24 protein-coding genes and 1 riboswitch are annotated in these 23,716 nt (G+C 38.5%); of the genes, 11 read left to right on the forward strand and 13 right to left on the reverse strand.

The window, feature by feature from the left end:
* The first annotated feature begins 35 nt into the window (after positions 1-35).
* Positions 36-431, forward strand: coding sequence for a VOC family protein (locus tag MKZ25_RS16715; RefSeq protein WP_340802448.1), 396 nt, complete (start codon positions 36-38; stop codon positions 429-431).
* Positions 432-547: 116 nt separating this feature from the next.
* Positions 548-784 (forward strand): carboxypeptidase, encoded by a 237-nt coding sequence (locus tag MKZ25_RS16720; RefSeq protein WP_340802449.1) that lies wholly within the window; start codon positions 548-550, stop codon positions 782-784.
* A 16-nt stretch (positions 785-800) separates the two neighbouring features.
* Here the strand turns inward: MKZ25_RS16720 and MKZ25_RS16725 are convergent, their stop codons facing one another.
* Positions 801-1,961, reverse strand: coding sequence for an MFS transporter (locus MKZ25_RS16725; RefSeq protein WP_340802450.1), 1,161 nt, complete (start codon positions 1,959-1,961; stop codon positions 801-803).
* Between the two features lie 451 nt (positions 1,962-2,412).
* On the opposite strand from MKZ25_RS16725, the gene MKZ25_RS16730 reads away from it, so the two are divergent.
* Together MKZ25_RS16730 and MKZ25_RS16735 are read left to right on the forward strand one after the other, a co-directional pair.
* Complete coding sequence (locus MKZ25_RS16730) at positions 2,413-2,598, forward strand: SE1561 family protein (RefSeq protein ID WP_445326873.1); 186 nt, start codon at positions 2,413-2,415, stop codon at positions 2,596-2,598.
* 257 nt (positions 2,599-2,855) lie between these two features.
* The gene (locus MKZ25_RS16735; RefSeq protein WP_340802451.1) at positions 2,856-4,394 is read left to right on the forward strand and encodes a fumarate hydratase; all 1,539 of its coding nucleotides are present in this window, start codon (positions 2,856-2,858) and stop codon (positions 4,392-4,394) included.
* Between the two features lie 404 nt (positions 4,395-4,798).
* On the opposite strand, the gene MKZ25_RS16740 is transcribed toward MKZ25_RS16735, so the two are convergent.
* Entirely contained in the window at positions 4,799-6,178 is a 1,380-nt protein-coding gene (locus MKZ25_RS16740) for an L-cystine transporter (RefSeq protein ID WP_340802452.1), read from the reverse strand.
* A gap of 215 nt (positions 6,179-6,393) precedes the next feature.
* On the opposite strand from MKZ25_RS16740, the gene MKZ25_RS16745 reads away from it, so the two are divergent.
* Positions 6,394-8,298: a heavy metal translocating P-type ATPase gene (locus tag MKZ25_RS16745; RefSeq protein WP_340802453.1), complete on the forward strand. Its 1,905-nt coding sequence runs from the start codon at positions 6,394-6,396 to the stop codon at positions 8,296-8,298.
* Between the two features lie 131 nt (positions 8,299-8,429).
* Here the strand turns inward: MKZ25_RS16745 and MKZ25_RS16750 are convergent, their stop codons facing one another.
* Together MKZ25_RS16750 and MKZ25_RS16755 are read right to left on the reverse strand one after the other, a co-directional pair.
* Positions 8,430-9,365 (reverse strand): YihY/virulence factor BrkB family protein, encoded by a 936-nt coding sequence (locus MKZ25_RS16750; RefSeq protein ID WP_340802454.1) that lies wholly within the window; start codon positions 9,363-9,365, stop codon positions 8,430-8,432.
* Between the two features lie 54 nt (positions 9,366-9,419).
* Positions 9,420-9,749 carry a YtxH domain-containing protein gene (locus tag MKZ25_RS16755; RefSeq protein ID WP_340802455.1) on the reverse strand — a complete coding sequence of 110 codons (330 nt, stop codon included), beginning with the start codon at positions 9,747-9,749 and terminating at the stop codon, positions 9,420-9,422.
* Between the two features lie 184 nt (positions 9,750-9,933).
* Here MKZ25_RS16755 and MKZ25_RS16760 point away from each other — a divergent pair, with 184 nt between their 5' ends.
* The gene (locus tag MKZ25_RS16760) at positions 9,934-10,155 is read left to right on the forward strand and encodes a DUF1128 domain-containing protein (RefSeq protein WP_079523640.1); all 222 of its coding nucleotides are present in this window, start codon (positions 9,934-9,936) and stop codon (positions 10,153-10,155) included.
* 85 nt (positions 10,156-10,240) lie between these two features.
* On the opposite strand, the gene MKZ25_RS16765 is transcribed toward MKZ25_RS16760, so the two are convergent.
* From MKZ25_RS16765 to motA, 4 genes are all read right to left on the reverse strand, one after another.
* On the reverse strand, positions 10,241-11,149 hold the full coding sequence (locus tag MKZ25_RS16765) for a pseudouridine-5'-phosphate glycosidase (protein WP_340802456.1): 909 nt from the start codon (positions 11,147-11,149) through the stop codon (positions 10,241-10,243).
* Positions 11,149-12,237: a carbohydrate kinase gene (locus MKZ25_RS16770; protein ID WP_340802459.1), complete on the reverse strand. Its 1,089-nt coding sequence runs from the start codon at positions 12,235-12,237 to the stop codon at positions 11,149-11,151. The genes MKZ25_RS16765 and MKZ25_RS16770 overlap by 1 nt, the downstream gene beginning before the upstream one ends.
* Positions 12,238-12,413: 176 nt before the next feature.
* Complete coding sequence (gene motB, locus MKZ25_RS16775; RefSeq protein ID WP_340802460.1) at positions 12,414-13,169, reverse strand: flagellar motor protein MotB; 756 nt, start codon at positions 13,167-13,169, stop codon at positions 12,414-12,416.
* On the reverse strand, positions 13,153-13,953 hold the full coding sequence (motA, locus tag MKZ25_RS16780) for a flagellar motor stator protein MotA (protein ID WP_340802462.1): 801 nt from the start codon (positions 13,951-13,953) through the stop codon (positions 13,153-13,155). The genes motB and motA overlap by 17 nt, the downstream gene beginning before the upstream one ends.
* A gap of 192 nt (positions 13,954-14,145) precedes the next feature.
* Between motA and MKZ25_RS16785 the strand changes: the two genes are divergently transcribed.
* The 3 genes from MKZ25_RS16785 (at position 14,146) to MKZ25_RS16795 (ending at position 16,476) form a co-directional block, all read left to right on the forward strand.
* On the forward strand, positions 14,146-15,381 hold the full coding sequence (locus MKZ25_RS16785; RefSeq protein ID WP_340802463.1) for an aminopeptidase: 1,236 nt from the start codon (positions 14,146-14,148) through the stop codon (positions 15,379-15,381).
* Between the two features lie 160 nt (positions 15,382-15,541).
* Positions 15,542-15,742, forward strand: a complete 201-nt coding sequence (locus tag MKZ25_RS16790; protein WP_340802464.1) for a hypothetical protein — start codon at positions 15,542-15,544, stop codon at positions 15,740-15,742.
* A 161-nt stretch (positions 15,743-15,903) separates the two neighbouring features.
* Positions 15,904-16,476, forward strand: a complete 573-nt coding sequence (locus MKZ25_RS16795; RefSeq protein WP_340802465.1) for a beta-class carbonic anhydrase — start codon at positions 15,904-15,906, stop codon at positions 16,474-16,476.
* Between the two features lie 48 nt (positions 16,477-16,524).
* Here MKZ25_RS16795 and MKZ25_RS16800 read toward each other — a convergent pair whose 3' ends face one another.
* The 4 genes from MKZ25_RS16800 to thiT form a co-directional block, all read right to left on the reverse strand.
* Complete coding sequence (locus MKZ25_RS16800) at positions 16,525-17,082, reverse strand: GNAT family N-acetyltransferase (RefSeq protein WP_340802466.1); 558 nt, start codon at positions 17,080-17,082, stop codon at positions 16,525-16,527.
* Between the two features lie 73 nt (positions 17,083-17,155).
* Positions 17,156-17,998 (reverse strand): polyphosphate kinase 2 family protein, encoded by an 843-nt coding sequence (locus tag MKZ25_RS16805; protein ID WP_340802467.1) that lies wholly within the window; start codon positions 17,996-17,998, stop codon positions 17,156-17,158.
* Positions 17,999-18,170: 172 nt separating this feature from the next.
* Entirely contained in the window at positions 18,171-18,923 is a 753-nt protein-coding gene (gene map / locus MKZ25_RS16810; protein WP_251690699.1) for a type I methionyl aminopeptidase, read from the reverse strand.
* 188 nt (positions 18,924-19,111) lie between these two features.
* Positions 19,112-19,678 carry an energy-coupled thiamine transporter ThiT gene (gene thiT / locus MKZ25_RS16815; RefSeq protein ID WP_340802468.1) on the reverse strand — a complete coding sequence of 189 codons (567 nt, stop codon included), beginning with the start codon at positions 19,676-19,678 and terminating at the stop codon, positions 19,112-19,114.
* Between the two features lie 130 nt (positions 19,679-19,808).
* Positions 19,809-19,917, reverse strand: a riboswitch (TPP riboswitch).
* A 116-nt stretch (positions 19,918-20,033) separates the two neighbouring features.
* Here thiT and MKZ25_RS16820 point away from each other — a divergent pair.
* Both MKZ25_RS16820 and MKZ25_RS16825 read left to right on the forward strand, forming a co-directional pair.
* Positions 20,034-20,363 carry a DUF4870 domain-containing protein gene (locus MKZ25_RS16820; protein ID WP_340802469.1) on the forward strand — a complete coding sequence of 110 codons (330 nt, stop codon included), beginning with the start codon at positions 20,034-20,036 and terminating at the stop codon, positions 20,361-20,363.
* A gap of 67 nt (positions 20,364-20,430) precedes the next feature.
* The gene (locus MKZ25_RS16825; RefSeq protein ID WP_340802470.1) at positions 20,431-20,559 is read left to right on the forward strand and encodes a hypothetical protein; all 129 of its coding nucleotides are present in this window, start codon (positions 20,431-20,433) and stop codon (positions 20,557-20,559) included.
* Positions 20,560-20,662: 103 nt separating this feature from the next.
* On the opposite strand, the gene MKZ25_RS16830 is transcribed toward MKZ25_RS16825, so the two are convergent.
* Positions 20,663-23,716: an SMC family ATPase gene (locus tag MKZ25_RS16830; protein WP_340802471.1), complete on the reverse strand. Its 3,054-nt coding sequence runs from the start codon at positions 23,714-23,716 to the stop codon at positions 20,663-20,665.

The raw sequence follows: 23,716 nt of genomic DNA on the forward strand, positions 1-23,716 counted from the left end.
AATATTGAATTAAATATATTTTCGGAGGGATCTAATTGGGGAGAATCATTCATTTTGAAATTCATGTAGACAATATGGAACGGGCGAAAAACTTCTATCAGACTGTTTTTGGGTGGAGTTTTGAGGATTATAGTGAATATGCAGGCATGCCTTATTTTGGAGCCATTACTGGCGACGACCAATATCCAGGCATTAATGGTGCATTAATGCAGCGGCAGGGCCCTTCCCCTGCAGAAGGACAAAGTGTCAATTCGGCAGTATGTACTTTAGGTGTAAGCGATTATGATGAAACCGGAGCAAAAATCTTAGCTAATGGCGGTAAAGTAGCTTTGCCTAAATATGCGCTGCCAGGTATGGCTTGGCAAGGATATTTCATTGATACTGAAAATAATATTTTTGGTCTTCACCAACCAGATCCTGAAGCAAAATAACACGAAAGCGGCGAATTTTGTTTTATAAAGGCGCGCCGCTTTTATGAATCTTTTAGCAGAACCTCACCCACTTCTTTACTTTTCATGTAAAATAGAAGTCGCCAGGAGGTATTAATATGAAGAATTTTCTATTTGTAGTGCTCACTTTTATTATTTCTTATTGGGCGATCTCATCTTTTGCAGGTTTCATCTTCCCAAGCAATGATGAAAATTCCGCAACTTCAGCAAGCTCACTTCAAGCCGCTGTTACATTTGGTGGAGTGAACTATTTAAATGTGTTCATCTACATAATTTTAGCAATGATTTTAACAGCAATAGTCTTCTTTTCAGTAAAAAGCAGACGTTCTAATTAAGAGAACGTCTGCTTTTTTATACAGCTGTTTTTCTTGATTTGCCGAAAAACAGAATGACAACCGCCACCGTTAGAAGCATGAGCGAAATCACAAATAAGAACCCGTTGTTCGGGAACACTTCCAAATATAATCCGCCTAAAAGCGGGCCTGTTAAACTTCCTAAGCTGAAGAAAATACCACAAAGCAAGTTCCCTGTCGGCAACAGCTCTTTCGGAGTCAAATCGGTCATATATGTGATACCGAGCGAATACATCGAGCCTACACACATACCTGCAAAAAAGAAGACTGTCGCTACAGACAGTTCCGAATGCTCATAAAAATTACCTATTAAGAAAAATATGCTGCCGGCAAAGAGCCCAGAAACTACGACTTTATGGCGACCAATTTTATCGCCTAATGCACCAAGCGGAAATTGCATAACAATCGCACCGATCGAAAAGCCGGCCAAAATAATTGATACAAATGCTACGTCAAATTCTTTTCGCAATGCATAAACCGGGAATAAAGCATTTAATGATGATTCTAAAAAACCATAAACAAACGGTGGTAAAAAAGCAATCCAGCCGTACTTTACAGCAAGACTGTAACGCTTGAAACCCGACTCATTCGCATCTCCTGCCAACGCTTCCGGTTTTTCATTTTTCACGAAAAAGACTAGCGACCATGCCAATAAACATAATGCCGATGAAATAATAAACGGAAAGCTTTCCGAAATTTTGATTAGCGGAACAAACAGTGGGCCAAGAGCAAACCCGACACCAAAAGATATGCCGTATATTGACATGCTTTTACCAAGTTTTTGTGTAGCTGTTGTTGAAGTAATCCAAGTTTGTGTTGAAAAATGCAGTGCATGATCCCCGATGCCAATCAACAGGCGGAGAATAAACCAGAACATGACACTTTTCCATAATGGAAATAAAAACAGTGACACAAAAACGAGTGCCCCACCCAATATGATAATCGGTTTATAGCCATACTTGCGTAATGGCCGCTCGATAAATGGTGATATCAATAGTGTTCCTATGTATAAACCTGTTGCATTCAATCCGTTGAGCGTTGAGGATACGCCGTCCCCTTCAAAAATCACTGAAATCAGAGGTAAAAGCATTCCTTGCGAAAATCCTGAAATCGATACAATAATAACTAAAATAGCAAATCTGCGCTGTTCATAACTCATTACAATATTCTCCCTTAGTTCATACAATTTATCGTATCACAGCTTTCAGGAGAAATAAAAGTAAACTCAAAAACCCCAGCTAACTTTATCTCTAAAAGTTAACTGGGGTTTTAAATATCACTATATTCCATTTCTGCGTTGCGTAAACAATCGTATCGGCATTGAGCCGTAAATGTTTAAACTTCCTCCTTTTCTTGAGTTTGTCTATACATGTTTTTTCCGACCATCTCCTTCGTATTTAAGTATGAGTTTACTTTATCATAACACTTCATTAATGTAAATATTCAAAATTAACAGAATGTTAAAATAATTAACAAGTACTATACAATTTCCTATTTTTTAAAGTTAATTTAATAGAATGGTCCGATATATCCTACAAGTTGTTGTTTAACTTTTAGAAAATAGCGTAGTATAATATTAATAAGTCAATACAAAAGGAGCATCATACATTATGAAGCCAATTACAAACAAAGAACAACAAGTAACCTATTTAAAAGAACGCCTGGAAATTTTCCTTGAAGTGCTTGATGCCATCGATCCTGCAACGACGGAAATTGAAGATATTGATCGCTTAATTCAAATGATGGATGATTTAGAAGAAAAAATGGACCAGTTCCAATCCCGCGAAGAAAAATAGAAAAATTCAGCAATGCCTGTACAATAGGTATTGCTTTTTTCATTCTTTTGACTAGTTCTGCTATTATTCGTCGTTTTTTCATTTAATCCGACAACATTCATGTAAGCGCTCTTTTTTTTCCACTTTAAAAGAGTTATAATGTAAGATGGATTATCAAGAAGGACATCACAATCGCTTTTTAGTGAAAGTTTTGTTCTACCTTATATCAAGCTTTTCACTGATCAAAATACACATATTTTTCTGGGGGGAAAAATAAGATGGCATACTTAGAAACTTTAGAAAAAAGTCTTTATTCTTTAGTAACTGAAACATCTACTAACTTACCAAAAGACGTTCGTCGTGCTATTAAAGCTGCAAAAGAAGCAGAAAATGCTGGTACACGTGCAGCGATGTCTTTAGACACAATCACTACAAATATTGTAATGGCAGAAGACAATGTATCTCCAATTTGTCAAGATACTGGTCTACCAACATTTAAAGTATATACTCCGGTTGGCGTAAACCAAATCGAAATTAAAAAAGCAATCCATACTGCAATTGCTGCAGCTACAGGAGATGCAAAATTACGTCCAAACTCAGTTGATTCATTAACTGGTAAAAACTCTGGTACAAACATTGGTGCTGGCCTTCCAGTAGTAAAGTTTGAGCAATGGGAAAATGACTATATTACAGTGAAGCTTATTTTAAAAGGCGGCGGCTGTGAAAACAAAAATATCCAATATTCTTTACCTACAGAATTAGAAGGTTTAGGCCGCGCTGGTCGTGACTTAGACGGGATTCGTAAATGTATTTTACATTCTGTATGGCAAGCACAGGGACAAGGCTGTTCTGCTGGTTTCATCGGTGTTGGTATCGGTGGTGACCGCTCTTCAGGTTACGATCTTGCAAAAGAGCAGTTATTCCGTCACGTTGATGATGTGAATCCAATCGAAGACTTAGCAAAACTAGAACAATATATCGTAGAAAAATCAAATACATTCGGTGTTGGTACAATGGGCTTCGGCGGTGAAGCAACATTATTAGGTTGTAAAATCGGCGTAATGGACCGTTTACCAGCTTCATTCTTCGTATCTGTAGCGTACAACTGTTGGGCTTACCGTCGTATGGCAATCGATATCGATCCGGTGACTGGCGAAATCACAAACTGGCACTACCAAGAAGGTGAAAAAATCACTTTCCGTGATGAAGAAAAACAAGACAACTCTGACAACAAAGTAGTTGAATTAGTTGCACCAATTACTGAAGAAAAAATTCGTTCACTTAAAGTTGGGGATGTTGTAAAAATTTCAGGCCGTATGTACACAGGTCGTGACGCAATCCACCACCACCTAATCGGTGAAGGTGTAGAAGCGCCAGTAGACTTGGACGGTCAAATTATTTACCACTGTGGTCCGGTAATGGCTAAAGACGAAGCAGGCAACTGGGTTGTTAAAGCTGCGGGACCTACAACTTCAATTCGTGAGGAGCCATACCAAGGCGATATCATGAAAAAATTCGGTATCCGTGCTGTTATGGGTAAAGGCGGCATGGGTCCAAAAACACTTAAAGCTTTATCAGAACACGGTGGCGTTTACTTGAACGCAATCGGTGGTGCTGCTCAGTACTATGCAGACTGCATCAAATCTGTTGACGGTGTAGACTTAATGGAATTCGGTATTCCGGAAGCGATGTGGCATTTAACAGTAAAAGACTTTACTGCAGTTGTAACAATGGATTCTCATGGTAACTCATTACATGCTGATGTAGAGAAATCTTCTTTAGATAAACTAGCATTGCATGCAGAGCGTGTATTCTAATAGATAATAAAACGACTTCTTCCTCTAAAGGTTGAAGTCGTTTTTTATTTCTGTATTTCAAATTACATATTATTCTAACTATTCTTTTTATTGGTATGCTATACTATTTTTCATAAAAGGTATAGGTGGTGTTTTATGTTCTATATTAAGATACTGATCAATGCATTATTTATAGCTGCTCAAATACATGTGAGCACAAAATATCAGTATAAACGCAGTTTCCTTGTAGCTCTTTTATATACGATTTATGTTAGTATTATTTTCCCTTATGTAACTTTTGGATATATATATCTATATCTTTCAGTAATGCTTTGGCTATTTTTCAGCGCGACCTTTTTTATGCGAGATCGATTGTTTGGTTAATAAAAAGCAGCACAGAACTTAATCTGTGCTGCTTTTTACTATTATTGAACTAATTGTTTATCAGCTGATTCATTGTAAATTGTTGTATCGAGCTCTTTTGTTGCACGGCTTGATACGACACCCGAAACCATTGACCCGCTAACATTAAGTGCTGTACGTCCCATATCGATTAACGGTTCTACAGAAATTAAAACACCTGCTAGCGCAATCGGTAAATCCATTGCAGATAATACGATAATGGCTGCGAATGTCGCACCACCACCAACACCGGCCACACCAAACGAACTAATCGCTACAATTAAAATCAATGTTGCGATAAAGCCAGGTGTTAACGGATCAATACCAACTGTCGGTGCAATCATTACCGCCAACATTGCCGGATATACACCCGCACAACCGTTTTGCCCGATTGAAAGACCAAATGAAGCAGCAAAATTGGCAATTCCATCAGGAACTCCAAGACGCTTTGTCTGTGTTTGAATATTTAACGGCAACGCCCCTGCACTTGAACGTGACGTAAAAGCAAACAGTAATACTTCTGCTGTTTTCTTCACATAAGTTAATGGACTTAAACCTGTTAACGAAACAATGACTAAATGTAGGATGAACATAGCGATCAATGCCACATAAGAAGCCAGGATGAATTTACCTAAATCCATAATCGCCCCTAAATCACTTGTTGCTACTGTACGTGCCATAATGGCAGCTACACCATATGGAGTCAAACGTAAAATAATACGTACAACACCCATAATTAAACCGTAAAGTGCATCGACACCTTTTTTTACATTTGCCGCCGTTTCTTCCTCTTTTCGACGGAGTGTTAAATAACTAAATCCTAGAAATGCTGCAAAAATTACAACCCCAATTGTTGACGTTGCGCGTGATCCGGTTAAATCCGCAAATGGGTTTGCAGGAAACATTGATAAAATCTGTTCCGGTAAAGGTGTTACTTCCGCAGAACGTTCAACCAGTGATTCTCCGCGAGCGATTTCGGCTTCACCTTGCATAATTTGAGAAGCATCTAAATCAAACAGCACTGTTGATGCAATACCTAAACCAGCCGCAACCGCAGTTGTTCCGATTAATACCGATAAAATGACTGCTGCTGACTTACCTAAGTTTTTACCAAAAGTAACTTTTGTAAAGGCAGCTAATATTGAGATGAATACTAAAGGCATCGCAATCATCTGCAGTAACTTTACATAGCCGGTACCGACAATGTTATACCATGGAACAGTTTCATTAATGGCATCAGCCCCTGCCCCATAGGCAAACTGTAAAACTACTCCAAGTAAAATACCTAATCCTAAGGCAATAAAAACACGATTTGAAAACTTAACATGCTTCGTTTTAAGGAAATATAAAAAAGCAATGACGATTAGCAACAAAGCAATATTAAGCAATACGTAGAAATTCAAAGTAAACTCCTCCAATTTAATAAATGTACTCCATTATATTACTCTATAATCCTTATAAGTCAAGTTGGCATTATTTTTTTTAATTCTCTATTGTATGTTATTTACAAAATAAGTTACCTATATTATAATTATTCTAAACAAGAAATCATTCTAATCTAAATGAAATCCATTATCAGTCCTTATTAATATTAATAATCATTATCAAGGAGGTATTTATGAGTAATTCTAATCGAGAAAACTTATCATTAAATGAGAAAATCTTAGAACATAAAGAATTAATAGCTGCATTGGTGTCCGGCTTTATCATTTTGCTCGCATGGCGAATGGAATCAACGGATCAAACGACAGCTGCTGTAATAGCCTATTTAACCGCGTTTTTCATCGGTGGCTATGCAAAAGCAAAAGAAGGTATTGAAGATACAATTGAAGATAAATCTTTAAATGTAGAAATTCTAATGATTATTGCTGCCATTGGTTCTGCCGTTATCGGTTACTGGATGGAAGGCGCTGTATTAATCTTTATATTTGCCTTAAGTGGCGCACTTGAAACATATGCAATGAATAAAAATAACCGTGAAATCTCTACATTAATGGAATTACAGCCGGAAGAAGCTTGGCTGGTACGAGGCGGATTCGAACCGATTAAAGTTTCGGTTAAAGACTTGAAGATAAACGATCATATTCTAGTCAAGCCCGGCGAACGTATTCCAGCTGATGGCGAAATTTTTAAAGGTGTCTCAACAGTCGATGAGGCAGCAATTACAGGTGAATCAATGCCGATTACTAAAAATATAGGGAATGAAGTTTTTGCAGGGACAGTAAATTTAAACAGTGTATTAACTGTAAAAGTAACGAAGCCCAGTTCCGAAACGTTATTCCAAAAAATCATTACACTTGTTCAATCTGCACATAGTGAAAAATCACCTTCCCAACAGTTTATTGAACGCTTTGAAAATGTGTATGTAAAAGCTGTATTATTGGCCGTAGCACTTATGATGTTTTTACCGCACTATTTATTAGGTTGGGACTGGACGACAACACTGTACCGAGCAATGGTGTTACTAGTAGTTGCTTCTCCTTGTGCATTAGTTGCTTCTATTATGCCGGCTACCCTTTCAGCTATTTCCAATGGGGCAAGAAACGGGATACTAGTTAAAGGTGGTGTGCATTTAGAGCATTTAAGCGCGATTCGCGTATTGGCTGTCGATAAGACCGGTACATTAACACAAGGAACACCTGTTGTGACGGATTTTATTGTACGTCAAGACTTAGACGAACAGCAGACGTTAGCTTTAATAGCAGGAATTGAGGGACAATCAAATCACCCCCTTGCACAGGCAATTAATGCATTTGCAAAAAAGCAGGATGTCATTACTACGTACAATATTACTATTGAAGATATTCCGGGTTACGGGATGAAAGCGCTGTTTAATGAACAGCCCTATTTAATCGGAAAACCTGATTTTGTAGGAGCAACTTCGGCCCATCAATTTGCTGACGGAGCACTCGAACATTTAGCGAATGAAGGTAAAACAGTTGTGTTCCTGAAAGATCAACATGGCATTGCAGCACTAATCGCCCTTAAAGATATCGTTCGGGACGAAGCAAAAAAAGCGGTAGCCGCACTGCAAGAGCTAGGTATTAACGTAGCCATGCTGACTGGTGATAACGAAACAACGGCAAAAGCGATTGCAAAAGAAGCGGGTGTTTCAACTTATGTAGCAGAATGCTTACCGGAAACGAAAGTCGAGCATATTAAGCACTATCAAAAAACATCCGGTCATGTCGGAATGGTTGGCGACGGTATTAATGATGCCCCTGCCCTTGCCACTGCATCCATCGGTATTGCTATGGGTGGCGGTACAGATGTGGCACTCGAAACAGCGGATGTCATTTTAATGAAAAACGACTTATCTAAAATCGCCCATGCCGTTAAGCTTTCGCGCAAAATGCAGCGTATTGTGAAACAGAACATTATTTTTTCATTAACGGTTATTACATTGCTGATCATATCGAACTTTTTCCAAGCAATCAGTCTTCCTTTAGGCGTTATCGGTCATGAAGGCAGTACGATTCTAGTTATTTTAAATGGATTACGTATGCTAAGTAAAAATGTTTAATCCAGCTTTAAAAGGTGCATCCCATTAGCAGGATGCACCTTTTTGCTTTGTCCATTAAATTTGTACAAAACATACAGCCATTATTGACATTTCTATAAAAAGAAATGGCATTTTTCCGCATACAGTTTCGGCTAAAAAACAGGTGTTTTAGCTTGCTTTTTGCTTTCCTTCGCAAGCTGTCTCTTTTGGAATGATGCGTTTAACAAACCGCCAAGGATAAGAATCATTCCGGTGAAATAGAGCCAAAGCATTAAAATAATGACCCCGCCGATACTTCCGTATGTTGAACTGTAATTACCGAAATTGTTAATATAGAATGAGAATCCGTAAGTTAATACAAGCCAGCCTAAAGTCGCAAAAACAGCCCCTGGAATAACACTAAACATCGTTAACCGCGGATCTGTATTCGGAACGATCCAATACATGATCGATAGGACGATAAAAATAAGTGTTGGTGGCGTAATCCAGCGAACAAAGGTCCAAATGCTTTCAAATGATTCCTCGACACCTAAATAGCCGAATACAATATTCCCGATCTGCTGACCAAAAACAGGGAATAACAGGGCAATTAAAATAACCGCTACTAATGCAATCGTAAAAATAAGTGACCATAAACGGTTGATAAACCCTGCTCTGCCTTCCACATCATAGGCACGGTTCAATGCTTTCATCAGTGCATCTACACCTCTTGAGGCAGACCAGATCGTACCAATGATACCGATTGAAAGCAGACCACCGTTTTGATTATTCAAAACATCTGCTAACGTTGTTTCAATCAGTCCATATACTTCTTCAGGCATAACATCACTTAAAAAATCGAATATTTGCCCTTGTTCCAAATTTAAGTAAGGTAACAGTGTTACCATAAAAATAAGCATAGGGAAAAATGATAACAGGAAAAAATAGGCCAATTGTGCTCCCATGCCCGACATATCCACATTTTTAATCCGATAAATTAAATCTTGGATGAACCCTTTTGTTGTCAATATATTTATTTGGCTGCGCTCCGGTGAAACATATGATTTCACTAACGAAATTTTTTCTTTCAGTTCTTCCTTTTCTTCCATGCTGCCACCACCTGTTCACATTATGATGATTCAGTGGATATCATGGACATCCGCTTACCCGATTTGCTCATCCTTTTTCGAGAAAGCCTGAATCGTTTCTGAAACCATACTTTGAATTGTAGCAGGTAACTCTTTAATATCATTTTCATTTTGCATTATTGATTGGACACCATTATTTACTGTTCCATACAATGATTGCGCCTGTTCCATTTTTGTTTCTACCAACGCCATTAATTCATCCCGGTTTTCGGAATAGTACGCTACTGTATCCTTCGCTTTTTTTGCTGTTTCTACAGTATGTTCACGTGTTTGTTTGTCCAACATGCTAATCGCTGCTCCAGTTACTGCTCCAATTGCTATAAAAGGTAATAGTTTACTTTTCATCTTTTTTTCTCCTCCTATATATGCTTTCGTATTCCCTTAATATTTTTTCGTAAAACTTATCTACTTGTATTTTAACGAATGTTCGATATTATTAAAAGTATTCAGTAAACTTTAACCTGTTGACAAGATGATGGTTGCATGAAATGATATTTTTGTAAACATTGAAAGGTAGGGCACACAAATTATGGATTTATCAAACCCGTCGCAGCAAAACGTCATCTATATGATCGAGCAAATCAAAGAAAAACTTCGTATGGTAAATGTTGATGCTATGCAGTCTACTGCATTTGATGAAGAAAAATACGAAGATCTGCAATATTTATATGAAATGGTTATGAAACGCGATTCATTTAGCCCAAGCGAGATGAATGCCATCGTAGCAGAACTAGGCGCCCTTCGTAAATAACTTCAAATGTGAAATGTGAAAAAGAAGCTCATCGATTAATTCGACAAGCTTCTTTTTTCATTTCCTATTCCCCAGGAAATATTAATTATTTATTTAATTCGACAGCGATTTTTGCACCTACACGGGCATTATGTTTAACAAGGGCAATATTTGCATCCAATGATTTACCTTCTGTCAGCTCTTTCACTTTACCTAATAAGAATGGTGTTACATTTTTGCCTGCGATACCTTGTTCTTTCGCTTCATTTAAAGCATTGTCAATAATTCCGTCGATCACGCTTGATTCCATAGCATCTTCTACTGGAATCGGGTTTGCGATCAATGCACCGCCACGTAAGCCTAAATCCCATTTCGCACGTAGGATTGCGGCTGTTTCTTCTGCAGAATCAACACGGATATTTACATCAAATTCACTCTCACGTGCATAGAATGCAGGTAATTTATCTGTTCCGTAACCAATTACAGGTACACCTTTTGTTTCAAGGTATTCCAATGTTAAGCCGATGTCTAAAATTGATTTTGCACCTGCACATACTACAGCTACATTTGTCATTGCCAGCTCTTCCAAGTCTGCAGAAATATCCATTGTAGTTTCAGCACCACGGTGAACTCCACCAATACCGCCTGTTACGAATAGTTCAATACCAGCAAGCTCCGCACAGATCATTGTAGCTGCTACAGTAGTTGCACCGATTTTCTTTGTTGCAAGTAAGTAACCGATATCACGACGGCTTGTTTTTGCTACACCTTGAGCATTACCGAACATTTCTAATTCTTCATCAGAAAGACCGATTTTAATTTTTCCGTCGATTAATGCGATTGTTGCCGGTACTGCACCGCCATCACGAATAATTTGTTCTACTTCACGAGCTGTTTGTACATTTTGAGGATATGGCATACCGTGTGAAATAATTGTAGATTCCAACGCTACGATTGGTAAACCTTTCTCTTTAGCTTCTAATACCTCTTGTGAATATGATAAATATTGTTCCATTATAAATTCCTCCATTCAAGTAAGTTATCTTTTGTTAAATCTTCACGTACTGTTTTATCCGATTGCAATGTTTTCGATGCATTTACTAATCCGAGCTGGATTGCTTCTTCAAGCTCCTCATCGTTTAATACACCATGTAAAAATGCACTGACAAAAGCATCTCCTGCACCTGTAACATCGACAATATTTCTAGTTGCAATTGCTTTGTAATGTACTACATTGCCTTCGTTACCTACCATTACTCCATGTTCGCCCAGAGTGAGCACAACATGCTCCGCCCCTTTTTGCAATAGCATGTTAACTGCCTTTTCATAATGGCTAAATGTATTCAGCTCCACATTTAAATAGCTTTCCGCTTCATCACGATTGCAGATGAAGTAACGGATACCGTGCAAATCCTGCGACACATTTTTCATTTTAGGTGCGGAAACCGGGATAACCGCCAATGCGATATTACGCTCCATTGCGAAATTCCTAATATATTCTACTGTTTCTACCGGACTGTTTAAGTCAATGACAATACAGCTGGCATTTTGTAATATTGCTTCGTGCTTTTTTAAAACACTTGGCAGCAACTGATCATAAATCGCCATATTTGCCATTGATATTACCAGCTCGCCCATATTGTCAAGTACTGCTGTATAGGAACCTGTATTATAATCACTTAATTTCTCTACTAAATCCACATTCATCATACTCTTACAATTTTGTTCAATAAATGCACTATCATGATCTTCACCCATTACAGTAATCAAGGATACCCGGTTGCCTAAACGTCCTAAGTTTTCAGCGATATTACGGGCTACACCGCCTACCGATTCTGTAACAGCAGCAGGATTGGAAGTCCCTAGTTGGACATTTTGCTCAATAGTGAATTTACGATCGATATTGGCACCACCAATTGCAATGATTTGATTTTTTTCCGGCAAAACATAAGCACGTCCTAAAATTTCCCCTCGTTTTATAAGCGATGAGATCATATTGGCAAGCGCCGGCCTGGACATTCCAAGTTGTTCTGCCATTTCCTGTTGTGATAAGTAGGGATTTCTTTTTATTAATTGAAAGATTAATTTTTCCTTTTCATTCAACTTTATCACCTCGAATCAAACATTTGTTTATTATTATAAACTTTTGTTTAATTAATGTCAAATTTATATTAAGTCTTTTCATCCCGAGTAGTATGGAAGTACTTTCTACTTTATGAGCGATTTAATTTAATAAAAAAAGCTGTTCAGAAGGTTTCCCCTTCCAAACAGCTTTCTTGCTATTCCACGATCACATCGCCATTTTCTGCTATACGCGGCTGTACGAGCACTTCAACACGACGGTTTTTAGCTCTGCCTTGTTCTGTATCATTCGTAGCAATCGGCTGGAATTCACCAAAACCTTTTACACTGAAATATTTGGAATCAAGTTGCTCATTGCCCGAAACGATTTCCTTCATGAAGTTTACTGCACGCATAACTGACAGATCCCAGTTAGAGTCAAATTCCGGTGTCTTAATCGGTACATTATCTGTATGACCCGTAATGACAACATTACGCGGTGGATCAAACATTAATAGTTGCGCAAGCTCGTCAGCAATTGAATCGTATTCCGCTTTTACATCCGCTCGCCCCATATCGAATAAAATACTGTCCCGGATTGTAATCAATAATCCTTCTTCTGTCATTTTCGTTTCAAACTGGTCTTCCAGCTCATTAACGGCAATAAACTCATCCACACGGTTTTGTGTTTCTTGAAGATGTTCCTGATCCTCCATATATTTGGAGACTCCTGTTGGTATAGAACTATCCGGAGTTTGTATAAGAGATGTGTTATCCATTACACCTGTACTACCGGTAAAAATATCATTAAACACTGTAGACATTTGCTGTAATTTCTGCTCATCCACTGAGCTTGATGCAAATAGTACAATGAATAATGCTAATAATAACGTCAATATATCTGCATAAGGAACTAACCAGGACTCGTCAATATGCTCCTCATGCTTTTTATGTCTTTTACGCTTCTTTGCCAAGGCCACCCGCCCCGCTTTCGGTAATTTGCTTACGTTCTTCCATCGTTAAATATGAAGCCAGCTTTTGCTCGATTACACGAGGTGCTTCACCTTCAAGTACGGATAAAATTCCTTCAACCATCATTAGCTTTTGCTTAACTTCTACAGCAGATTTGCGTTTTAGCTTGTTGGCAAATGGATGCCATAAAACGTAACCTGTGAAAATCCCCAATAATGTTGCAACAAAGGCCGCTGAAATGGCATGTCCTAATTTATCAATATCAGACATATCTTTTAATGCAGCAATAAGACCGACTACAGCACCAAGTACCCCAAGTGTAGGTGCATATGTACCTGCTTGAGAGAAAATACCCGCTCCACTTGCATGGCGGTCTTCCAGCGCTTCAACTTCCTCTGTTAACACATCGCGAATATAGTCAGCGTTTTGACCATCGATTGCTAATGTTAGACCATTTTTTAAAAACGGATCTTCAATTTCAGCTGCTTTACCTTCTAATGCCAATAGTCCTTCACGGCGGGCTAAGTCAGCCCATTGCGAAAACATTTTTATCAGCTCAATATCACTTGCGAGTTTTGTTTCTGAAAACAAAATTTTAAAAAGCTTTGGAACCCTTTTTAGTTCTTTCATCGGGAAAGCGATTGTAACTGCAGCAATCGTACCGAAAATAATAATTAAAATAGCAGCAGGGTTTATTAGCACTTCCGGTGTAACACCTTTTAAGAACATCCCGACTAACAGGGCGATAAAGGCGATGATAACCCCAACAACTGATGATATATCCATATGTAGTACCTCCAAATTACGATGTCTTTTCTTTATTTCGGTATATTTAAATTTTTGTTAACTTCCTTTACACTAGTTATAAGAAGATTTTTTTGTTTTTGACACATTATTGTTCTTTTCTAAGCTGGAATATGACTATTAATGTGTCTGAAATTAACTAATTTTTAAGATAATTATTGGAGGAATGAATCAATGAATTCTATATTCGAAGCAAATTTAACGAAATACGCAGAACTGGCAGTAAAAATCGGTGTCAATATTCATCCGAATCAATATTTGTATATTGCGGCTTCTATCGAGTCGGCACCATTTGTACAAGTAGTTACTAAAGTTGCCTATGAAATTGGAGCCAAACAAGTATTTGTAGATTATACAGATGATCAAATTACACGTACTCGCTATGAGCTGGCACCGGATGATTCTTTCGATTTCTTCCCGCCTTGGAAAGTACAGGAGCGTGAATGGCTTGCTGAAGAAGGTGCGGCATTTATGAGCATTGTATCTCAAAGTCCGGATTTACTGTCGGGGATCGATTCAAAACGTATTGCAGCATTCCAAAAAGCTTCAGGCACTGCTTTGAACAAGTACCGTCAATATGTTCAGTCAGATAAAATCAGCTGGACGGTTATTGCTGCTCCATCAAAACAATGGGCTCGCAAAGTATTCCCGGATTTACCGGAAGAAAAGCAAGTAGAGGCATTATGGGATGCCATCTTTAAAGCGACACGCGCAGATCTGGATAACCCGGTAGAAGCTTGGGCACAGCATAATGACAACTTGCATGAAAAAGTTGATTACTTAAACAATAAAAACTATGCGAAATTACACTATACAGCACCAGGTACGGACTTGACGATCGAGCTTCCTAAAGGACATTTATGGTGTGGGGCAGGCAGTGTCAACGAAAAAGGCGAAGAGTTCATGGCAAATATGCCGACTGAAGAAGTTTTCACAGTACCGCATAAAGATGGTGTAAACGGGTATGTGTCTAGTACAAAGCCATTAAGCTATGGCGGTAATATTATCGACAACTTCAAACTTACATTTGAAAACGGACGTATTGTTAAAGTAGAGGCTGAGCAGGGAGAAGAAGTATTAAAAAATCTTATTGCTACAGATGAGGGCTCGCATTATCTAGGAGAAGTGGCGCTTGTTCCATTTCATTCTCCAATTTCTCAATCGAATATTTTGTTCTACAATACGTTATTCGATGAAAATGCGTCAAATCACCTGGCAATCGGCAGCGCCTATGCATTTTGCATCGAAGGCGGAAAGACAATGTCACGTGATGAATTAAAAGCTAACGGTTTAAACGAAAGTATTACACATGTCGACTTCATGATTGGCTCTGAACAGATGAATATTGATGGAATTACAGAAGACGAACAAGCTGAACCCGTTTTCCGCAATGGAAACTGGGCATTTTAATAACTGTATAGATTCCATTTATACAAGAAATAATTTTCAAGATGTCGCCATATTTACAATATTTTCTACATTAACTAACTAAATTACCCTACAATGTTCCAATTTATTAGGTTATAATTGGTTAATGATTGATATCACTAAATAGAGAGGAGTTTTTATAATGTTTGATCACCATTATCCGTTCTTATCCGACTACTATACGATAGTATTAGGATTTACGGTAATACTTCTTGTATTCTTATTTATGTTTATTATGTTCTTACGTATTGGTTTACAATCACACGACTCTGTTATAGTAGATTCAAAGGCAAATACATTTGCGCCAAACGAAAAATCATTGGATGGCCACCATCAGCATTAAAATTTTTACAACCACTTTATTGAGTGGTTGTTTTTTTATAGCGGATTTTTGCGATACTTCTCTCTTTTTATTATAAATTTAACCTTAATAATGCGCATTTGTTTGAATTATCTAAAAAATATTTTAAAATATAAAAGAATCGAAAGGGGTTTGAGGAACAAATGTCTGCATTACAAACAATTTTAGAGTTTAACGGAAAATTCGTAGATGAAAAACAATATGAACAGTATGCTACAACAAAATATCCTGATAAAAAAATTGTTGTTTTAACTTGTATGGATACACGTTTAGTTGAATTACTACCTAAAGCAATGAACTTACGCAACGGGGATGTCAAAGTTGTGAAAAGTGCAGGAGCAATCGTAAATCACCCATTCGGCGGGATTATGCGCAGTTTACTTGTAGCGGTTTATGAATTGCAAGCGGATGAAGTATACATTATCGGCCACTACGACTGCGGGATGAGTGCAGTGGATCCGAACGTCATGATCGGTCATATGCTTGAACGTGGGGTTAAACAGGAAACGATCGACGTCATCAATTACGCTCGGTTTGATTTAAAAGAATGGTTATGCGGTTTTGGGGATGTTGAAACAAGTGTATTAAAAAGTGTTGACTTAGTCAGAACACATCCATTAATGCCAAAAAGTGTTCCGGTACATGGTCTTATTATCGATCCTGCTACAGGAAAGCTGGATTTAGTAACGGACGGCACTGTAGACCAAAACCAATAATAAATAATTAGCGACAGTGCTCTTCAATGAGTACTGTCGCTATTTTTATTATGTGGTACCTTTATATTCCCGCTGTAAAATGGCATACATATAATGATCAACCCATTTGCCGTTTATATACAACAGCTCCCGTAATAGCCCTTCCCTTGTAAAGCCCGCTTTTTCCAATACACGGATGGAAGCAGAATTTTGTGGTGCGACATACGCTTCTATTCGGTGAATATTTAATGTGATAAAAGCGAATTCCATTACTAGACGTACCGCTTCGGTCACAATTCCTCTACCTGTAAAATTCTCATCCATCGAATAGCCGATAAAACCGCTTGAGTAAGGTAATCGTTTAATTGAATAAAGTGATATATGCCCGATTAACTGACCTGTTGCATTGTAAAAAATACCGAAAGAAAATTCACGGTTTGACTGCAGCAGATGTATGCTTTCCAAAATTTTATTATACTGAACTTGTTCTGTATAAAATTCATCGCGATGTAATGGCTCAAATTCGGACCAATACATTTTATTGTCCTTTAATAATTTTGCCAACCCTTTCGCATCGGACGGGGTAAATGTACGAAGCGAACATTGTTGCCCAATAAGTCGAACCATTGGACCCTCCTTCTTGTGAAATAGCTTGAATAAGCTTTTCATTGAACCACCTACATTTCATTTCAAAGCTTGCCTACTTTTTTTTCAACTTTTTCTTTTTTGATTTTACAGGCTTTGGTATTATTTCTATAAATCCCGATTTATTTTTATCTGCTGTTGTTTTATTGCCGCTTTCGAAAATGTTCGTAAGCTTTAGTCCACGCTTTGTAACTTCCTTTTCTATATGGGCAACTGTTTCTTTTAGCACTTGAACACGTGCATAGTTTTTGTCGTTCCCTGGGATTAAGTGCCAAGGGGCATTTTCCGAATCATTGCTTTCGAACATTTCATCCGCTGCCTCACAATATAAATCGAATTTATCACGGTTCCGCCAATCTTCAGCCGTCAATTTCCATGATTTATACGGATCGGCTGCTCTTTCATTAAAACGTTGAAGCTGTTCATCCGCATCGATATGAATCCAAAATTTAATCATTATATAATCTTCTTCTGTCAATTGCTTCTCAAAACTATTAATTTCTTCATAAGCCCGTCTCCATTCCGCTTCTTCAGCGAAACCTTCTATGCGCTCCACAAGCACCCGCCCATACCAGGAACGGTCGAAAATGGCGATTTGGCCATGCTGCGGCAACTTTCTCCAGAAACGTTGCATATAATGATACCGCATTTCATGGGGCTGCGGGGCTGAGATTGGCCATACCATTAACCCGCGCGGATCGATACGTTCTGTTAAGCGTTTGATTGCTCCTCCTTTGCCTGCTGCATCCATTCCCTCAAAAGCAATAATAAGACCGATTTTATTGTTAAATAAAAATTGCTGGGCATTAAGCATCTCGTATTGTAAAGCTTTCAATTGCTTCTTATAGATTTCCTTCTCCAGTTTTTGCGATAAATCCACATCTTTTAGCTTTTTCAAATAGTACTGCCTCCCCTACTCCATTTATTTATGTATATTTTACTTGAAAGTGTATGGAATTGGTAATTGTTGCAGTCATTTATTTGAATCATTTGATTATTTTATGTTGGCGTCACGTTTTGTTAGAACAAAAAAACGCGGGTGCACTTTTGTAGGCTCCCGCGTTTATAAATTAGTCTTCCAATGTTGTTAAAATGATCGGTTTATCTTTCGTTACGATAATCGAGTGTTCGATTTGGGCAACTAATGATTTGTCCGGTGTGATGAATGTCCAGCCGTCACCTGATTCTACGATATGCTCAGCCTTCGCCGAAATGAACGGTTCAACCGCCAACACCATACCTTCTTTCATGATTGTTGTATCCCAAGCATCGTAATAGTTCAATACATGGTTTGGCTCTTCGTGTAATGATTTGCCTAAGCCGTGTCCTGTTAAGTTCATAATTACCGTCAATCCGTGATCACGTGCTTCACGCTCTACCGCTTTACCGATCTGATTTAATTTCGAACCTGCTTTAACCTTTGTCATTGCACGGTCAAACGCCGATTTTGCTACAGTGCAAAGTTTTTCTTTATCTTCATAACCTTCACCAACGACAAAAGAAATACCTGTATCTGCAAAATATCCGTTTAAAGAGCCCGAAACATCAATGTTTACGATATCGCCCTCTTGAATAACCTTGTTCCCTGGAATACCATGTGCAACTTCATGATTTACTGAAATGCATGTATATCCCGGAAAGTCGTATTCGCCTTTAGGACCAGAAACCGCGCCTGCTTCCGCAAACATACGGCCTGCAATTTCATCTAATTCTTTCGTTGTCACGCCAGGTACTGTCGCAGCTTTCATCGCCTCGCGAATTTCAGCACAAATGCGTCCAATTTTTTTAAACGCCTGTATTTCTTCTTGTGTAGTAACAATCATGTGTAACTTCCTTCCTCTTAAACAATGTCTACCCTTAACTATAGCATACTTAAAATCGGTTGTAATTGTTCAAGGATTTAAAATTTTACCGGTTTATTACTATTTCGGTACAACTTTCTACCACGAAAAAAGAGAAAACTTGCAGCAGGAATAGTATCCGTTGCTGCAAGCCTTGAGTTTCGTATTCGTTATGTTGTTTTTACTTTTTGCAGTAAACGGGGTGCAGAAGTGAATAAAATAACTGCGATAATTGCCGTAAGTATTGTAGCAGGTACCATATAAGTACTGTTGTAAATAATTGAATAGGCCCATACATTATCATCGCCTGCATATTCTTTAAAGAACACGACACCTGCAAGCAAGTGCGATACAAATCTTAAAGCTCCGCCTATAAGTGCCCCAATGACGATATAAAGTGCCATTTTCACTTTATTGAGTGATTGTGTAGCCTGTAATAACGGCTTTCTTACAATTGCCGCTAATCCTACTACTGTAAAGGCAAGACCATAATCCAAAATTGCCTGTAGCCAGTGCACGATGTAAGCTCCGAACATCATTTGCATAACACCGATCAGCAAACCCGTTGCAAGTCCTGCCGTTAATCCCCAACGAATGGCCATTAACATAATCGGCACCATAACAAAGCTGATTGACCCGCCTTGTGCCCACATTTTAAACGATACTTGGTCCAATACCAGTCCGATGGCAGCAAATATCGCTATCTCCACCATCATCAATAATTTCTTTCTGTCCACAACAATTCCCCTTTCTTTTATCCGATGTAACAAAAGTGAAGAGGGATAGAATGGAACTTTTACTTCTTCCATGTATTCAGAAAAAGCAAAAAACGATAATCAGGACAAAAGCCTGACTATCGTTTGAACAGTCGGATTCTATCCACATCCCTACGCAAGTGCTAACTTACAGGTTCAAAGAGTCAGTGCAATCCCGTGCACAATCTCAGCCGACTTTCTCGGCACCCCTTGTGGTACATCTAAATTTTTATTGTTTGAACATGCTCATTGTAACGAATATTTTTACAACTTTCAACAGCTATTATTTTGAAACGTACTAGAATTACATATAATAGATAAGAAGGAGTGATAAATAATGGAATCGAAAGGTTTAAGTGCACTGAGCTATTTGAGCTTTTATTTTGCACCATTTATTTTACCGTTAATTATATTTATTGTTACGAAAGATGATGCCGTTAAAGGCCATTCTAAAAAAGCTTTCATTTCCCAACTCATTCCGATACTATTAGGGATTTTGTACATGATTTACTTTTTCACTTCTGTTCTTTCATGGGATAATACTATGACACTGAGCATTCAGGATTTTTTCATTAGTTCGCATTTTATCGGATTTATTCTTTTAGTTGTTATTACCTTCATCCTGGCGATTTGGAATCTAGTTCAAGCAATTAAAGTTTTACGGTAATGTTTATGAAGGCTCCCATTATGGGTATATTTTTTATACGAACTGTATTCGTTAAGGAGTGTATATTATGAAATTAAATAAACTCATTAAAACAGCAATTAAATATGGGCCAATCGTGTACCCCATCATTAAAAAAATGATGGATAAAAAATCTACACCCCAACCAGCAACTACACGACGAACTCCAAAACGTTAATGCAAAAAAACACATTTCCCATTTTTAACTGTGAACTGCACCTCCAATTGTTAGATGTGTCTAGCAATTGGGGTCGCTTCACTGGAGGGAAATGTGTTTTTTCTTATTTAAGAATAATCTCTGTTTTACTGTAGCCTTCTTTTAGCTTTTGGACTTGTAAAATAGCGGGCATTGCTGCTTTTAATTCGGCCACATGGGAGATGACACCGATTAAACGGCCTGTTTGCTGTAGATCGATCAATATATCGATTGCCCTTCTTAATGCCTCTTCATCCAATGTACCAAATCCTTCATCGATGAACATCGTATCGATATGCACACTTCCTTGAACACTTTGAATAACATCGGCCATTCCTAATGCCAATGAAAGTGAGGCATTGAATTTTTCACCGCCGGACAGTGTTTTTACATCCCGTGTTTGCCCTGTATGGCTGTCAAATACATCGATACTGAGTCCGCTTTGTGCATTTCCTTCTTTCCTTCCTGTAGATTTCAAGAAGTATTGGCCATTTGATAAGACACGCAAACGTTCATTTGCCGCATGTGTCACTTTTTCCAAATAGCCGATTTGTACAAAACGCTCAAATGAAATTTTCGCATCATTTTGACCGCGGATTAAATTGTAGACATGTTCGACTTGCATCAGTTTCGCTTTATAGCTTTCAATTTGCTGTGCGGATTGGTCAAGTTTATCGCGCGTCTCCTCACATTGCTCCACATAGGACTGAATCAATGTCATTTTCGAGTACTGTGCCTCAATCTGCTCATTCAGCTCATGTATTTGTTGCTCACATGCCGTTAAATCGGCACGTTCTTTTCCTACGAGCAAAGGTTCTTCCTCAGTAATTTGTACAGATAATGTATGAACGTTTTGCTTGTACGCTTCAACTGTATCTTGTATTTGCTGCTGTACATTTAATGGCAGCAGCGCAGTCCTATATGTTTCCAAATCGAAACCTTCCTGCTGCAATGCTGACTCAAATGCTTTTTGTGATAATAGAGTTTCCTGCTGTTTTTCTATTACAAGGTTTTGCGCATGCAGATGGTTCACTTCACAAGATTTTTCATCTAATTGAATCTTTTGCATCGTTTCAAGTGCACTTTGAATCGCAGCTTTTAAATGGCGATGTTTTTGCTGCTGACTTGACAATTCTTGTGTTACTTCATCCAAGGTAGAGAACCGAGGCAATAATGACTGTTCACTTTGCTCAAGCTTCCCTTTTTCCTGCGCATATTGTTTATCGATCTCGATTACATATTGCTGCCCTTTTTCAATACGCCCTTGCAGCACTTCTTTACTTTCCAGAAGCTGTGCCAGCGTTTTCTTTTCAGCGATAAGCTGTGCCTGCTGCTGTTTCTGCTTTGTCAATTTTTCTGTCAGTATGGCTAATTGCTGTCCATACTCACGTAGTTGCGAAAGTTCTGCGCCGAGTAATTGAAGCGCACTATTTTTTTGTTCCCATGTTGCCTTTTCTACATCTAATTTCGAAGTGACCTGATAAAAGCTTTTCATCGCCCGGTCGCCTTCTTGACGCAGCAGTGCCAATGCATTTTCATCAACGACAACCGCTTCATTGTTATGAATGGCCGGGTGGTCTGTGCTTCCACATACAGGACATGCTTTCCCGTGCTGTAACGATGCTGCCAGGAAGGCTGCCTGGTTGCTGCGTATTTGCTGCTCCATATTTTGCAGCTTCTGTTGTGCTTCATCGGCAATTTGTTTCTTATCAGCAAGCTGTTTCACTAAAGTTTCGACATTCATTTGTATTGCTGCCACTTCTTTTGCCATTTCAATTTTCCGTGTTAATGCCGCATGTGCCTCATACGTTTCATGGTATGTCACTGTTGCATCTTCCAGCTCATTTATAATGGCTTGCTGCTCTTGGTATTTTTCTTTTAAAGAGATTGCTTCGCTTTGCAGCTTATCAAATAATTGTTTGGCATTTTTCTGATTTTCTGCAAGCTTGGACACATTTTCCCGCTGCGTATTAATCGATTGATAGATCGGAACAAGCTGTTCTAGCTGCGAAATCGATTTTGTATATTCATCCAACAATGGTTCTTGCTGTTTTTGCTCCTGATAATGATTTGCCGCCTGCTGAAGTTGTGCCTGTGCACGTTCATAGTCAGTCTTTGCTTTTTGCAAGGAGACTTCCGCTTGGTCAAGCTGCCGCTTTATCTTCACATATTCACGTTCTAAAGGTTCTATTTGATTAGCCTTTTTGGCAAGTACAAGTTTCTGCTGTTCTGCCTGGATTTTATCCTTTTGCTGCAGTAATTCTTCGAGCCGCGCTTTCCTGATTAAAAACTTTTCAATCCGCTCATTCAACAGCCTTTGTTCATTTAATGTTTTAACTAATGATTTTAAATTCTTTTTGGAGGCATCATATTCCCCTTTTAATGCAGTACATTGATTTTCGTAATGTTGCTGTTCTGTCAGCAAGGCACTCTTTACTTGATACAGATTAATGACATCATTGTTCAGGGCAGTAAACAGTTCGGATTCTCTTAGCGGGAGTCGGGAACGAATTTCATGAATCGTATTGTCCTGCTGCATCTTGGCTTGTTCATAACGTTTTTCGGCAATAGTCTTTTTCTCTTTCAGCAGTTCCACCATTTTCGTAAAGCGTTCCGTTTTGAAAATCTTCCGGAAAATCTCTTCTTTATGCTTTGATTCCGACGTGAGGAGCTTTTGAAATTCCCCTTGCGGCAGCATGACGATTTGATTAAATTGGGACTGTGTCAAGCCGATCAGTTCTTCCACTTTCGACTGAATGAGCTTCACTTGAAACTTTTCTACAGCGGGTACAATGATTCCATCGGTAATCTCAAAAAACTCGCGCTTTGCACTTGCACCATCATGACCAAACTTCCGCCAAATACGGTAAAGACGACCGCGCACTTCAAATTCAAGCTCGACTTCTGTATCGACCGTTTCATCCGCAAAATCACTGCGCAGAAACAGTGACTTTTCCCGATCCTCTCCACTTCCGGAATCATAAAGGGCAAACGTAATCGCATCGAAAATAGTCGTTTTCCCTGCGCCGGTTGCACCGGAAACGACAAAAATTCCATGCTCATGGAGTTTAGTAAAATCAATGACTTCCTTTTGATGATACGGTCCAAATGCTGTCATCGATAATTTGATTGGTTTCAT

Origin of the sequence: Solibacillus sp. FSL W7-1464 (assembly GCF_038004425.1) — a bacterium.
GTDB lineage: Bacteria > Bacillota > Bacilli > Bacillales_A > Planococcaceae > Solibacillus.

Coding starts and splice junctions, on each gene's coding strand:
- MKZ25_RS16725 (WP_340802450.1), bottom strand. CDS start 1,961: ATGAGTTATGAACAGCGCAGATTTGCTATTTTAGTTATTATTGTATCG.
- motA (WP_340802462.1), bottom strand. CDS start 13,953: ATGGATATATCATCAGTTGTTGGGGTTATCATCGCCTTTATCGCCCTG.
- MKZ25_RS16745 (WP_340802453.1), top strand. CDS start 6,394: ATGAGTAATTCTAATCGAGAAAACTTATCATTAAATGAGAAAATCTTA.
- MKZ25_RS16785 (WP_340802463.1), top strand. CDS start 14,146: ATGAATTCTATATTCGAAGCAAATTTAACGAAATACGCAGAACTGGCA.
- MKZ25_RS16830 (WP_340802471.1), bottom strand. CDS start 23,716: ATGAAACCAATCAAATTATCGATGACAGCATTTGGACCGTATCATCAA.
- MKZ25_RS16795 (WP_340802465.1), top strand. CDS start 15,904: ATGTCTGCATTACAAACAATTTTAGAGTTTAACGGAAAATTCGTAGAT.
- MKZ25_RS16760 (WP_079523640.1), top strand. CDS start 9,934: ATGGATTTATCAAACCCGTCGCAGCAAAACGTCATCTATATGATCGAG.
- MKZ25_RS16820 (WP_340802469.1), top strand. CDS start 20,034: ATGGAATCGAAAGGTTTAAGTGCACTGAGCTATTTGAGCTTTTATTTT.
- MKZ25_RS16765 (WP_340802456.1), bottom strand. CDS start 11,149: ATGGAACAATATTTATCATATTCACAAGAGGTATTAGAAGCTAAAGAG.
- MKZ25_RS16825 (WP_340802470.1), top strand. CDS start 20,431: ATGAAATTAAATAAACTCATTAAAACAGCAATTAAATATGGGCCAATC.
- map (WP_251690699.1), bottom strand. CDS start 18,923: ATGATTGTTACTACACAAGAAGAAATACAGGCGTTTAAAAAAATTGGA.
- MKZ25_RS16790 (WP_340802464.1), top strand. CDS start 15,542: ATGTTTGATCACCATTATCCGTTCTTATCCGACTACTATACGATAGTA.
- MKZ25_RS16755 (WP_340802455.1), bottom strand. CDS start 9,749: ATGAAAAGTAAACTATTACCTTTTATAGCAATTGGAGCAGTAACTGGA.
- MKZ25_RS16720 (WP_340802449.1), top strand. CDS start 548: ATGAAGAATTTTCTATTTGTAGTGCTCACTTTTATTATTTCTTATTGG.
- MKZ25_RS16730 (WP_445326873.1), top strand. CDS start 2,413: ATGAAGCCAATTACAAACAAAGAACAACAAGTAACCTATTTAAAAGAA.
- MKZ25_RS16800 (WP_340802466.1), bottom strand. CDS start 17,082: ATGGTTCGACTTATTGGGCAACAATGTTCGCTTCGTACATTTACCCCG.
- MKZ25_RS16735 (WP_340802451.1), top strand. CDS start 2,856: ATGGCATACTTAGAAACTTTAGAAAAAAGTCTTTATTCTTTAGTAACT.
- MKZ25_RS16750 (WP_340802454.1), bottom strand. CDS start 9,365: ATGGAAGAAAAGGAAGAACTGAAAGAAAAAATTTCGTTAGTGAAATCA.